At 70.0% G+C, this 12169-nt stretch carries 15 protein-coding genes; 6 read left to right on the top strand and 9 right to left on the bottom strand.

Annotated features, from left to right (window positions below):
* Positions 1-380: 380 nt before the first annotated feature.
* Positions 381-1280, top strand: a complete 900-nt coding sequence (locus ACSG06_RS03170) for a DUF7351 domain-containing protein (protein WP_440988812.1) — start codon at positions 381-383, stop codon at positions 1278-1280.
* Positions 1281-1287: 7 nt separating this feature from the next.
* On the opposite strand, the gene ACSG06_RS03165 is transcribed toward ACSG06_RS03170, so the two are convergent.
* Complete coding sequence (locus ACSG06_RS03165; RefSeq protein WP_440988811.1) at positions 1288-1755, bottom strand: hypothetical protein; 468 nt, start codon at positions 1753-1755, stop codon at positions 1288-1290.
* Between the two features lie 129 nt (positions 1756-1884).
* Here ACSG06_RS03165 and ACSG06_RS03160 point away from each other — a divergent pair, with 129 nt between their 5' ends.
* On the top strand, positions 1885-2142 hold the full coding sequence (locus ACSG06_RS03160; RefSeq protein ID WP_440988810.1) for a DUF5789 family protein: 258 nt from the start codon (positions 1885-1887) through the stop codon (positions 2140-2142).
* Positions 2143-2146: 4 nt separating this feature from the next.
* Here ACSG06_RS03160 and ACSG06_RS03155 read toward each other — a convergent pair whose 3' ends face one another.
* The 4 genes from ACSG06_RS03155 to nadA all read right to left on the bottom strand — a co-directional run bounded on the left by ACSG06_RS03155 (position 2147) and on the right by nadA (position 6570).
* Positions 2147-2965, bottom strand: a complete 819-nt coding sequence (locus ACSG06_RS03155) for a hypothetical protein (RefSeq protein ID WP_440988809.1) — start codon at positions 2963-2965, stop codon at positions 2147-2149.
* A gap of 162 nt (positions 2966-3127) precedes the next feature.
* The gene (gene nadC / locus ACSG06_RS03150) at positions 3128-3937 is read right to left on the bottom strand and encodes a carboxylating nicotinate-nucleotide diphosphorylase (RefSeq protein ID WP_440988808.1); all 810 of its coding nucleotides are present in this window, start codon (positions 3935-3937) and stop codon (positions 3128-3130) included.
* Positions 3937-5433, bottom strand: a complete 1497-nt coding sequence (locus ACSG06_RS03145; RefSeq protein ID WP_440988807.1) for an L-aspartate oxidase — start codon at positions 5431-5433, stop codon at positions 3937-3939. Before ACSG06_RS03145 ends, nadC begins: the two co-directional genes overlap by 1 nt.
* Before the next feature lie 3 nt (positions 5434-5436).
* Positions 5437-6570: a quinolinate synthase NadA gene (nadA, locus tag ACSG06_RS03140; RefSeq protein ID WP_440988806.1), complete on the bottom strand. Its 1134-nt coding sequence runs from the start codon at positions 6568-6570 to the stop codon at positions 5437-5439.
* A 185-nt stretch (positions 6571-6755) separates the two neighbouring features.
* Between nadA and ACSG06_RS03135 the strand changes: the two genes are divergently transcribed.
* Both ACSG06_RS03135 and ACSG06_RS03130 read left to right on the top strand, forming a co-directional pair.
* Positions 6756-7511, top strand: a complete 756-nt coding sequence (locus tag ACSG06_RS03135) for an AzlC family ABC transporter permease (RefSeq protein ID WP_440988805.1) — start codon at positions 6756-6758, stop codon at positions 7509-7511.
* A complete protein-coding gene (locus tag ACSG06_RS03130) occupies positions 7508-7834 on the top strand; it encodes an AzlD domain-containing protein (protein ID WP_440988804.1) in 327 nt (108 codons plus the stop codon). The genes ACSG06_RS03135 and ACSG06_RS03130 overlap by 4 nt, the downstream gene beginning before the upstream one ends.
* 11 nt (positions 7835-7845) lie before the next feature.
* On the opposite strand, the gene ACSG06_RS03125 is transcribed toward ACSG06_RS03130, so the two are convergent.
* Together ACSG06_RS03125 and ACSG06_RS03120 are read right to left on the bottom strand one after the other, a co-directional pair.
* Positions 7846-8214, bottom strand: a complete 369-nt coding sequence (locus tag ACSG06_RS03125; RefSeq protein WP_440988803.1) for a hypothetical protein — start codon at positions 8212-8214, stop codon at positions 7846-7848.
* Between the two features lie 70 nt (positions 8215-8284).
* The gene (locus tag ACSG06_RS03120) at positions 8285-9820 is read right to left on the bottom strand and encodes an amidohydrolase (protein ID WP_440988802.1); all 1536 of its coding nucleotides are present in this window, start codon (positions 9818-9820) and stop codon (positions 8285-8287) included.
* A 164-nt stretch (positions 9821-9984) separates the two neighbouring features.
* On the opposite strand from ACSG06_RS03120, the gene ACSG06_RS03115 reads away from it, so the two are divergent.
* Together ACSG06_RS03115 and ACSG06_RS03110 are read left to right on the top strand one after the other, a co-directional pair.
* Complete coding sequence (locus ACSG06_RS03115; RefSeq protein ID WP_440988801.1) at positions 9985-10515, top strand: DoxX family membrane protein; 531 nt, start codon at positions 9985-9987, stop codon at positions 10513-10515.
* A 24-nt stretch (positions 10516-10539) separates the two neighbouring features.
* A complete protein-coding gene (locus ACSG06_RS03110) occupies positions 10540-10818 on the top strand; it encodes a DUF7521 family protein (RefSeq protein WP_440988800.1) in 279 nt (92 codons plus the stop codon).
* Positions 10819-10831: 13 nt separating this feature from the next.
* Here the strand turns inward: ACSG06_RS03110 and ACSG06_RS03105 are convergent, their stop codons facing one another.
* Positions 10832-11221 (bottom strand): hypothetical protein, encoded by a 390-nt coding sequence (locus ACSG06_RS03105; RefSeq protein ID WP_440988799.1) that lies wholly within the window; start codon positions 11219-11221, stop codon positions 10832-10834.
* Between the two features lie 61 nt (positions 11222-11282).
* Positions 11283-12086 (bottom strand): TrmB family transcriptional regulator, encoded by an 804-nt coding sequence (locus tag ACSG06_RS03100; protein WP_440988798.1) that lies wholly within the window; start codon positions 12084-12086, stop codon positions 11283-11285.
* Positions 12087-12169: the final 83 nt, after the last annotated feature.

Genomic DNA, 12169 nt, shown 5'->3' with positions numbered 1-12169 from the left:
GGCCGTCGGGTAGATCGTGACCGATAGCCCAGTCCGGACGGTGTGGCCCCGTGGATGATGACGGCGTCTCGCACTCCTACCGTGGGGCGATGGGGCCCCGCTTGCGGTCCAACCACCGCTTCGAGCTCGCTGTCGGTCAGCCGCCAACGCTGTTCGGGACCGGGACACGCCAGAAACTGTAGATTTCTGACCACGTTGCCGGGATATGACCGGCAGGCATCGGAACGCGGAGCGTTCTGACGACGAAGCGAGGCCCCGACCCCATCGACTCGGGGCTGTCTGGCTGTTGTCGGCAGTGATAGGACCGGCGGTCGAACAATCGCTCGAGCCACCCGGACGACTTTACCGGAGACACACCAACTCGGAACGAGAGCCAGCCGATGACCGACGAGGACGACACCGAAACAAACGAGGAACCCACCCTCCCACCGACGGAGGCGTTCAGACTCCTGAGCGACGGCACGCGCCTGCAGACGCTCCAGGGGCTCGTCGAGCTGACGGACGCACAGGGCCACCGGAGCGAGCCGGTGTCGTTCTCCGACCTCCACGCGCAGGTAGAGACCCGCGACTCGGCGCACTTCAACTACCATCTGCAGGAGCTTCGCGACCAGTTCGTCGAACAGACCGACGACGGCTACCGGGCGCGCTACCCGGCCAGAAAGGTCGTCCGGGCCATCAGGGCCGGGACGTTCACCGAGCGCGCCGGGCTCGCCGACGAGCCCATCGACGGGAGCTGCCCGCAGTGCGGCGACGCCGACCTCCGGGTCAGCTACGTCGACGAGAAGCTCCACGTCCGCTGCGGGGCCTGCGAGACCGGGCTGACGAGCAACGACTTCCCGCCGGGCGGCTTCGAGGAGCGGTCGCTGGCCGACGTGTTGCACGCGTTCGACCGGCTGGTCCGGCATCGCGTCTCGTTCGCGGCGGACGGCGTCTGCCCGGAGTGTACCGCGAAGATGGACGGCCACGTGACGACGGACATCCCGCCAGAATGGGGCTACGAGGCGCTGCCAGCGTTCGACTGCGTCCGCTGTGACTTCTCCGTGCTGCCCTCGTTCGGCATGCTGCTGCTCGACCACCCCGACGTGGTGTCGTTCCACCGGAACCAGGGGGACGACCTGCGCGAACCGCCGTTCTGGGAGCTGGCACTCTGCGTGAGCGACCGGTTCACGAGCATCGAGTCCCGCGACCCGTGGCGGGTGACGGTCCTGGTGCCGGGCGGCGACGAGGAGCTGGTCGCCAGCATCCACGGGACCGACGTGGTCGACGTGCGGGTGGCGTAGCGTCGGGTCAGCGAGCGGTCGCCAGTCCGTCGCGGAACGCGACCACCGTCCGGACGGTGGCGACGGCGAACGCCGTGAGGAACACGAGCGGGATGGCGGCGACGAACGGCGAGTAGCCGTGGCCGGGCACCGCGAGCAGCAGGGCGACGGCGACGTCGAGCATCACGACGGCCGTGGCGGCCACGACGCTCCAGACGCTGGCGAGGCGGACGACCGACCAGGGCCCGCCGGTGCGGACGCCGGTGGCACCGTCGAACGCCACGTCGACGGCGACCGACGTCAGGACGAGCGCGAGGACGCTGGCGAGGACAGCGATGGCCGTCTCCACAGGCCCTGCGACCGGGGTGACCCCGAACCAGCTCGCGATGGTACCGGCACCACCCATCAGTGCGGCGAACGACAGCGGCGCGACGCAACAGAGGGCGGCGACCGACACGAGGACGACACGCGGTGGCGTGCGCTTCTCCGCGGACATACCCACGTGTACGACCGCGTTCCAGTGTAACGGTTCCGGTCGCAGGGCCGTGCAGGCAAGGGTGCCCACAACGATCCGATACGCAACCGGTAACCACGGCTATCGGCCGCGAGAGCGAATCTCCATACGATGACACGCCAGTACAAACTCAACGAACTCGACGGCCTGCTTGCGGGGTTCGACTACCCGGTCCGCGCGGACGAGGTGGCCAGGGACTGCGACGACGTGACGCTCGTCCTGGCGGACGGCACGGCGAACCTCGGCGAGACGGTCGCCCGCTCGACGAACGGCCCCTTCGACTCGGCGGACGAGCTCAGGAGCGAGGTGCTGAGCCTGCTGCCGCGCCGGGCTGTCGGCGAGCCGTTCCAGTCGGAGGGCGAGGGGTAGTCCGTCAGGCCGCCTCGGCGGTCCTGCTGGCCGCCTCGAACCCCTCTGCGACGGCTGCGACCGCCCGCGTCTGTTCGGCCAGCCTGTCCGCGTCGAGGACCGGCCCCTTCGTCTCGATGCCGGCCGACGACTCGCCGCCGGGGAGCGAGTTCATGGCCCGCTTCGCCACCCCGCCGAGGAGCACGCTGTCGTTCTCGGCCACCAGCTGCTGCACCAGCCCGCCGGCGTCGCCCACGTAGACGGCGTCGACGGAGTCGGCCGCACCGAGCGTCTCGACGACCCCCGGCGTGAGGACCGCCTCGGCGAACGCCGCCGAGGGGCCCATGGCGAGCACCCTGTCGACGCTGGCGCTCGGCAGCTGGAGGTCCCGCAGGGCCTCGTCGCCGGCACTCACGTCGCCGTGGGGGAAGATCAGACAGCCAGTCCCGGCCGGTTCGTCCAGGTCCGCCTCGACGCGGGTGTACGTCGTCGAGCTGCTCGACTCCCCGCTGCCCGTCGACCGACTGATCGTGTACGCCCGGACGGGGCGACCGTCGACCTCGCCGGCGAGGTCGGGCGTCCGGAGCGGCAGCGCGAGGCTCTGCGTCGAGAGGTCCGCACCCCGCCCCGCCCGGACCCAGGCTCTCGCCTCGAAGAACTTGAGGACTGCCAGTCCGGCGAGTCCCACGGCGACACCGCCTCCGAAGGCGACGGTCCCACTCGGGACCAGCGACTCGGGGACGGCCGGCTCCAGCATCCCGAGCCCCACCGCGATGAACAGCACCATCGAACCGAAGAACCAGACGATCCCCACCGCCCGGTAGTACGTGTGTTTACGAACCATCGGTCCGCCCTCCGCTCTCGGCGCCCGCCGTCGGGTCGCCCTGCCCGTGAACCATGCGCGTTGCTAGCACGGCGCCCTGAAAAATCAGGGGCACGACGTATCAAGCAACGAGAGCCGTGTCCGTGCCCCGGATGAGGTGGCACCCTGACGGTGCCGTCGACCTCACTCCCCGGTTCGGAAGGAGTAGTCCAGACTCGCCGCCGAGTGCGTCAGCGAGCCCATCGAGATGACGTCGACGCCGGTCGTCGCGTAGTCGGGCACGGTGTCGACGGTGATGCCCCCGGAGGCCTCCGCGAGGGTGCGCTCGGGGAGCAGGTCGACCGCCTCGGTCGTCCGCTCGGGGCGCATGTTGTCCAGCAGGACCACGTCCGCGCCGGCCTCGGCCGCCCGCGGGGCGTCTTCGGGCGACTCGACCTCCACCTCGATCTTCGTGGCGAAGGAGACGCGCTCGCGGAAGTGCTGCACCGCGTTCTCCAGCCCCAGCTCCTCGATGTGGTTGTCCTTCACCATCACCATGTGCGAGAGGTCGAGCCGATGGGTGTCGCCCCCGCCGGCGACGACCGCGCGCTTCTCCAGCTCGCGGAGTCCCGGCGTCGTCTTCCGGGTCGCGGCGATGCGCACGTCGTCGTCGACCTCGCGGGCGGCGTCGACCGCGCGCCGGGTCCGGGTGGCGACCCCGGAGGCGTGGCCGGCGACGTTCACCGCGACGCGTTCGCCGCGGAGGACCGCCTTCGCGGGACCGGCGACGCGGAGGACGACCTCGCCGGCGTCGAACTGGGTGCCCTCGGCGACGCGCTCGGTCACGTCGACGTCGAGGTAGTCGAACACGCGCTCGGCGGCGTCGAGGCCGGCGGCGACCCCACCCTCCTTCGCCACGAGTCGGCCGGTCGTCTCGCCCGGCACCTCGTTGGTCACGTCGTGGTGGCCGAGGTCCTCGCGGAGCCACGCCTCGACCTGGCTATCGTGCAGCATCAGTGCTGGTTCGCCGCGGCCGGCTGTTCGACGTAGTGGCAGCCGACGCTCTCGTCGTTCTCGGCGGCGGCGCGCGCGACGAGCAGCGCGGTGACGCTCGCGTGCCGGAGCTCGTAGAGGTCCCGTGCCGTCCGGGTACGGACGTAGGCGTCCACCTCGCCCTTCAGCCGCCGGAGGACGGCCTGTGCGCGCCCCAGGTCGTCGGGGGTCCGGCGCAGGCCGACGTACTCGTCCATCGTCCGGCGGAGCCGGTGGAACTTCTCGGCGGCGAACCGCTCGGGGAGGTCGGGGTCGCGGTCGAGCAGCTCCGGGGCCTCGACGACCTCGCAATCGACGCCGACCGCGTCCTCGCCGGCGCGCAGGCCCCAGACGAGCCCCTCGAGCAGGCTCGTGCTGGCGAGGCGGTTCGCGCCGTGGACGCCGGTGCGGGCGCACTCGCCGACGGCGTACAGCCGGTCGAGGCTTGCGCTGCCCTCGTGGTCGACGTCGACGCCGCCACAGAGGAAGTGCTCGCAGGGCGCGACCGGGATTCCCGACTCCCAGTCGACGGCGCGCTCCTCGCACTTCGCGGCGAGGTCCGGGAACACCTCGTCGAAGGGTTCGTCGAGCGTCGAGACGTCGAGCGTCACCTCGCCGGTCGCGTCGATCTCGTCCTGCACGGCGCGGGCGACCACGTCGCGCGGGGCGAGCTCGGCGTCGGCGTGATAGTCGGGCATGAACCGCTCGCCGTCGCCGTTGCGCAGGAGCCCGCCCTCCCCGCGGATCGCCTCGGAGAGCAGGAACGGGTCGTCGCCGGCGTAGGCGGTCGGGTGGAACTGCACGAACTCCATGTCCGCGACGTCCGCGCCGGCCAGCGCGGCCATCGCGATGCCGTCGCCGGTCGAGCCTGTCGGGTTCGTGCTCCGCCCGTAGAGGTCGCCGATGCCGCCCGTCGCGAGGACGGTCGTGCCGGCGTAGACGGGAACGCCCGTCTTCTCGGTGTCCAGCATCGCGCCGTGGACCCGTCCCTCGTGGGTGATGAGTTCGAGCGCCGCGGTGTCCTCGAGGATCTCCACCGAATCGTGGTCGGCGAGGAAGTTGAGGAACGGCCGGAGGATGTGCCGGCCGGTCGAGGCGTCCACGTGGAGGATGCGCTCCTCGGAGTGGGCGGCCTCGCGCGTGTAGTCGAACTCGTCGGTGTCTGCGTCCACGTCGAAGTCGACCCCGAGCGTGTCGACGAGCACGTCCTGCACCGCGTCGTCGGCGTTCTCGACGAGTACGTCCACGGCGGCCTCGTCGGCGGTGCCGGCGCTCGCGTCGAGGATGTCCTGTCTGAACGTCTCGGGGTCGGTCCCGGTCGTGGAGATGCCGCCCTGGGCCCAGTCCGAGGAGGCGTCCTCGGGCTTGACTGCCTTCGTGACGACGAGCACGTCAGCGCCCTCGCGCGCGGCGCCGAGCGCGGCCGCACAGCCCGCGATGCCGGTGCCGACGACGAGCACGTCGGTCTCTCGTGCCATCGGTCAGACCTCCAGCATGCGGTCGAGGGCGACCTTCGCGAGTTCCTTCTCGTCGGGCGCGACCTCGATGACGTTGCGCTCGCGCCCCTCGACCAGTTCCTCCAGCACCCAGGTGAGGTAGTTCGGATCGATCTGGCGCATCGCGTTGCAGTCCATGCAGGCGTCGCCACAGAGCGGGAGGACGTTCACCTCGGGGTGCCAGCGCGCGAGGTGGTTCGTGAGGTGGATCTCGGTGCCGATGGCCCAGGTGTCGCCGGGCTCGGCGTCCTCGATGGTCTGCGTGATGGTCGCCGTGGAGCCGGCTTCGTCGGCGGCCTCGACGACCTCGCGGCGGCACTCGGGGTGGACGATGACCTTCGCGTCCTCGTGCTCCGCGCGGACCTGCTCGATGTGGTCGACGCGGAAGCGCTCGTGGACCTGGCAGTAGCCGTCCCAGAGGATGATGTCCGACTTCGCGACCTGCTCGGCGTCCTTCCCCTCGGGGTCCCAGGGGTCCCACTCAGCCACGTCGTCCTGCATGCCGAGTCGGTGTGCCGTGTTCTCGCCGAGGTGCTTGTCGGGCAGGAACAGCACCTTGTCGCCGCGCTCGAACGCCCACTCGAACGCGCGGTGGGCGTTCGAGGACGTACAGACCAGCCCGCCCTGCTCGGCGCAGAAGGCCTTCAGGTCGGCGTAGCTGTTCATGTACGTGATGGGGATGATGTTCGCATCGGGCGCCGCGTTCGTGATCTCCTCCCAGGCGGCGTCGACCTGCAGGGCCTCGGCCATCCCGGCCATGGGACAGGAGGCCTCCATCGACGGGAGGATGACGGACTGCTCGTCGTCGGTGATGATGTCGGCGGACTCGGCCATGAACGTCACGCCGCCGAAGATGACGTAGGGGGCGTCGGCCTCGGCGGCCTCCTTGCTCAGCTGGTAGGAGTCGCCGATGAAGTCGGCGTGCTCGACGATCTCCCGGCGCTGGTAGTTGTGACCGAGGATGACCACGTCGTCGCCGAGTTCGGCCTTGGCGGCCTCGATCCGTTCGGTGCGTTCGGCCTCGTCGAGGTCGCGGTACTCCGGTGGAAGCTGTTCCAGGTTGTCGTACTTGAAGAGACTGAGCTCCGTATCGAAGTCCGCAGTTTCCATTCTTGGCACGATTAGTCCACCTGTGGGTAACTTGCAACTCTGTCCCGGACATTGAATAACTTTTCTCTTCAAAGGAGCCGAATGGCGACTGGGAACCCCTCTTTGCGGCCTTTCATGGCACATCGTCACACGGAGGGCGACGGGCGGACTGCCGGAACCACAACCGACAGGAGCCCCCTGGACGAGTCCGAGACGTGACCTCGACCGCGCGCTCGGCGTTCCGCGACGGCGCCCGTGCCGTCCTCCCGGCACTGCCGGCGAACGTCCCGTTCGGGCTGGTCGTCGGCGTCGCGGCGGCGAACCTCGGCCTCCACCCCGTCACCGCGCTCTGGACCGCCGCGTTGCTGTTCGCCGGCGCCGCCCAGCTCGCGATGATCGAGCTGCTCGCCCGCGACGCCCCCGTCGTCGTCGCCGTCCTCACGGCCATCGTCGTCAACCTGCGCTACGCGATGTACAGCGCCGGGCTCGCGCCGTACGTCCGGTCGGTCTCCCGGGGCTGGCGGCTCGTCCTGTCCTTCTTCCTGCTGGACGTCACCTACGCCCTCTCCCTGCCGACGTTCCGCGCCGACGAGACGGTCGACCGTCGCGCGTACTACCTCGGCATCGCCGTCCCGCTGTGGCTGACGTGGAGCCTCTCCGTCGGCGTCGGGGCGTCGCTCGGGACGGGGCTGCCGCCGGGCTGGCACCTCGAGTTCGCCATCCCCCTGCTGTTCCTCGCGCTGCTCGTCCCGAACGTCCGGGACCGCGGCGGGGTCGTCGCCGCGGTCGTCGGCGGCGTCGGCGCGGTCGCCGGCCTCGGCATCCCGTTCGACCTCGGGCTCGTCGTCGCCGCCCTCGCCGGCGTCGGCATCGGCCTCGTTGCGGACCCCGATGGGGCTGACGACGAGGATTCCGACGACGCAGAACAGACTCCGGAGAAGCCCCCCGACTCGACGGAGGGCGAGCCATGACCACGGCGTCAGACCCCGTCCTCTGGGGCGCGTTCGTCGCGGCCGCCGTCGGGAGCTACCTCGTCCGCGTGTCGTTCATCGTCCTGTTCCGGCGCGTCGACGAGGTGCCCCGGCGGGTCGAGCGCGCGCTCGAACTCGTCCCCGCGGCGGCGCTGGCGGCGCTGGTGCTCCCGTCGCTCGTCGCGCCCGACGGCACCGTGGCGCTCCTGACGCCGAAGGTCGCCGCCGGTGGGGTCGCGACCGTCGTCGCCTGGCGCACCGAGAGCATGACGTGGACGCTGGCGGCCGGGATGGGGACACTGTGGCTGCTGCTGGCGCTCTGACGTCCGCCGGCTCACTCCAGTTCGTCGACCGCCACGCCGTCGAGCATCGCGCCGTACTGGCCGAGCGTTCCGAGCGTGAAGATGGCCGCGAGCGTCGTGACGCCGTCGACGAGCCTGACGGTGTCCGAGACGAACGTCGTGGCGAGCAGCACCAGCGAGAAGATGCGGACGAACGCCCGCCAGAAGCTGGACTGCTCGGGGAACTGCCCCCAGTAGTGGAGGCCGTAGTACGTCGTTCCGGCGACACCCACGGCCAGTGCGAACACGACGTCGACGCCGACGGTGGTCAGCACGACGGCGGCGGCAGCGGCGAGGACGCCGACACCGACGCCGACCCCGAGCGCGAGCTGACGGCTCTTGCGGAGGGAGGCGAGGACCATGGTCGGGACGACGGCACCGGAGCTGAAAACGGTTGGTGGTCGGAACGGGTCGGCCAGCAGCCGAGCCGACTCAGCGCCCGTCGTAGACGACCTCGCCGTCGACGAGCGTCATCGCCACGTCGACGTCCCGGATCGCATCGGGGTCGACGTCCCAGGGCGACGCCTCGAGCACCGCGAAGTCCGCCACCTTCCCGACCTCGACGGTGCCCATGCGGTCCTCGTCGAAGCCCGCGTACGCGCCGCCGAGGGTGTACGCCCGCAGGGCCTCCGTCACGGAGAGCTGCTGGTGCTCGCTCGGCGCGCTGACGGCGTGGCAGACGCCGAGCAGCGGGTCCATCGGCATCACGTCGCTGGAGAACGCGAGGTGCGCGCCGGCGTCGAGCAGGTCGCGGTAGCGGTTCGACAGCTTCCGGCGCTCCTCGCCGAGGCGCTGGTCGTACAGGCCGCCCTCTTGCGCCCACTGGAGGAAGTTCGGCTGGCAGGACGCGACGATGCCCGATTCGGCGAATCGCTCGACGTGTTCGTCGGTCGCGAGTTCGACGTGCTCGACGCGGTGGCGGGCCGCGCCCGGGTCCTCCGTCGCCTCGAACGCCGACAGCGTCGCCTCGACCGCCTCGTCGCCGATGGCGTGGACGGTGCACTGGAGGCCGGCGTCGTCGGCCTCGCCGGTGATGTCGCGGAGCTCGTCGGGGTCGACGACCCACGTGCCCGTCTCGTCGGGGTCGTCGGTGTAGGGTTCGGAGAGCTTCGCGGTGCGCCCGCCGAAGCTGCCGTCGGTGAACGACTTGATGGCGCCCGTCTGGACGAACTCGCTCCCGTGGTTCGTCCGCAGGCCGGCCTCGCGGACGGCGTCGAGGTGGTCGCTCCAGTAGTTGATACGGACCCGCAGGTCGAGCTCGTCTGCGAGGTCGAGCTCGCGGTAGACCCGCGGTGCGTGGGACTGCCGGACCATGTCGTGGACGCAGGTGACGCCGTGCCGGTGGGCGTAATCGCGGGCCGCGGTCAGCAGGTCGCGGGTCTCGGCCGGGTCGGGGTCGATGGCGTCCCAGACGGGTTCGACGGCGTCCTCGACGACGACGCCCGTCGGCTCGCCCTCCTCGGTGCGGACGTCGTCCGCGGGCATCGCGTCGGCGAGTCGCTCCAGCGCGACCGAGTTCAGCGCGGCGGTGTGCATGTCGACTCTGACGGCGGCGACCGGACGCTCGTCGCTCACGCGGTCGAGGTCCTCGCGGGTGAGGTAGCGCGGCTCCTCCCACCCTGACTCGTCCCAGCCGAAGCCGAGCAGCCAGTCGCGGTCGTCGTTCGCGTCGGTCGCGAGCGTCTCCACGGCCTCGTCGACGGAGCCCGCGTCGGAGAGGTCGGCGTGGACCTGGTACTGGCCGAGCTGCTGCATGTGCGTGTGTGCGTCGACGAAGCCAGGGACGACGGTCCGGCCGCCGCAGTCGACGACGTCGGTGTCGACGCCGACGAGGAACTCGATCTCGTACGCGCTGTCGAGCCGGACGACCCTTCCGTCGCGGATGGCGACGGCTTCGTACGTCTCGTCGGGCTCCGCGAGCGTATGCACCTCCGCGTTCGTGAGGACGCGGTCGGCCGCTGTGGTCATGTTCCCAGCCCCGCCTGCCGTGGCCAAAACCGTTCCGGATGCGGTGGTCCGTACCGCCGGTTTCGGCCGCGTCGCAGCCACGTCCCTGCTTTTCAGCGTCTGGGAACTGGAACCCCGGTTGAAGGGGTTTCCCCGACCATGTTCACATGTGAGGTGACAGGCCCATGGCAACCAACGAACTCGAGACCGAGCTGTTCGGACGTAGCGCCCGGTTCAACTACTCGGCGACGTGGGTCGGCTACGCGCTGCTGGGGCTCCGGCTCATCATGGGCTGGACCTTCTTCTACGCGGGCATCACGAAGGTCCTCGATCCGGGATGGTCGGCCAGTGGCTTCCTGCTGAACGCCATCCCGGAGGGGAACCCCTTCGGCGGGATGTGGGCGACCATGGCCAACGAGTACCTCTGGCTCATCGACCCGCTGAACGCCTGGGGGCTCACGCTCGTCGGCCTCGCGCTCCTGCTCGGCGCGTTCGTCCGGTTCAGCGCGTTCTGGGGCGCCATCATGATGCTGTTCTACTGGGCGGCCAGCCTGCCGCTCGCGAACGGCATCGTCATCGACTCCCACATCGTCTACGCGCTGCTGCTGTTCGGCCTCGGGGCGTTCGGGGCCGGCCGCATCCTCGGCGTGGACGCGTACCTCGAGGAGCGTGACGTCGTCCGGGAGAACCGCCCGATCCAGTACCTCCTCGGGTGACCCGACCGAGGTCCCCGTTCCACGATGGTCACGACAACTCCGTTCGCCGTCCTGGCGAACGCGGTCTCGGTCGCGCTCGGCGGCGTCGTCACGCACGTCGCCTACCGGGCACACCGGCGGACCGCCTCGCGGCCGCTCCGCTGGCTGGCTGGCGGGCTGGCGGCGCTGACGGCCGCCGGCGCGCTCGGCGTCGCGGACGGACTGGTGGGACTCGACCCCGCGGTGCGGCGACTGGGACAGGCCGTCGCGCTGGCGGTCGGCTTCGGGATGGTCGCCGTCGCGCTCTACCGGCAGGTGGAGTGAGCTGACGGGCGTCTCACCGGTGCGTCAGCGTCCCTTCCTCGTGGATGTCGAACGCGATGAAGTGGTCCTGGTCGCCGTTCGCCGGGTAGTAGTGGAAGTGGTCCTGGTCGGTCCGGAACGTGTCGTCCTCGTAGTCCTCGTAGCGCACGAGGTACGGTCGCTTCTCGACGACCTCGTCGCGGGTCTCGCCGCCGTCGGCAGCAACGTCGAAGCGGCCGTCGTATCCCTGTGCCCCGCTTCCCGAATCCCCATCCGGACGCAACAGTTCGATGTAGACCGTGTAGGGGCTGTCGGCGTGGTTGAAGACGGAGAGGTCGAGCGTCGCGGAGCGGGACGACAGCAGCGAACACCCGGCCAGTGAGGTCAGTGCACCGGTGGTCGCGAGGAGGGCACGACGTCGCATCGCGAAGCACGTCTCTCTCGACTGGCAAGTACTTTCCCCAGAACCGGGGCGAACGACCCGTTCAGAAGCTCAGCGGCTCCGCCTCGCTCCACGTCGGCTCGAACTCCGCGAACACCTCGCCCGCGAACTCGGGGTCCTTCAGGTCGATCATCGCGAACGTCTCGCGGGAGCCGAGCGGGTTCGGCACCTGGATGACGACCTCCATGTCGTCGATGAGGTTGAACGTGCCCGTGACGTCCTCGCTGGTGCGCACCTCGAAGGACTCCTCGCCGGAGAGCCGCTCGCGGTAGCGCCGGCCGACCTCCTCGGAGAGCGAGGCGACCATCTCGCGGGTGAGCAGCACGTCGACGTCGACGCCGCGCTCGATGGCCTCCTCCAGCTCCTCGACGATCTGGTCGCCGACCTCGGTCACGTCGAACTGCGGTGACGGCGTCGACGCCACCATGATGATGCGCTCGTCGGCGGCGGTGAGCCGTTCGAGCAACAGGTCGGTGGTCTCCTCCTCGCCGACGGAGGCGGTCCAGAACTGCTCTTCGACGGGTTCGGCGGCGTCGAGCTCCTCGGACAGCTCGTCGACGATGTTCTCGTACTGCTCTGCCTTCTCCTCCAGCTCGCGTTTCTTGTCGTCCAGCAGTCGGTCGAGCGCCGTCGAGGGCTCCACGGCGACGTACTTCTTCGGCCGACTCGCGGTCTGGGACCGCACGAGGTTGTACTGCTCGATGCTGTTCAGCACGTCGTAGATGCGGCCCATCGGCACGTCGCTCGCCCGCGACAACTCCTTGGCCGTTGTCGGGCCAGTGTTCAACAGCGCTCGGTAGGCTCTCGCCTCGTACTCCGACAGACCCAGGTCCCTCAAACTCGCCATAATAAACCCTGTCTCAGTGGAGAACCATAAACACAACGGTAGTTGTTTCGTCGGTCGTCGTCCAGAACCGCATGACTGCGTCG

Origin of the sequence: Haloarchaeobius baliensis, from assembly GCF_052060055.1 — an archaeon.
GTDB lineage: Archaea > Halobacteriota > Halobacteria > Halobacteriales > Natrialbaceae > Haloarchaeobius > Haloarchaeobius baliensis.
Note: the sequence above shows the minus strand (reverse complement) of the source record. Positions and strands in the feature narration are given on the sequence as shown.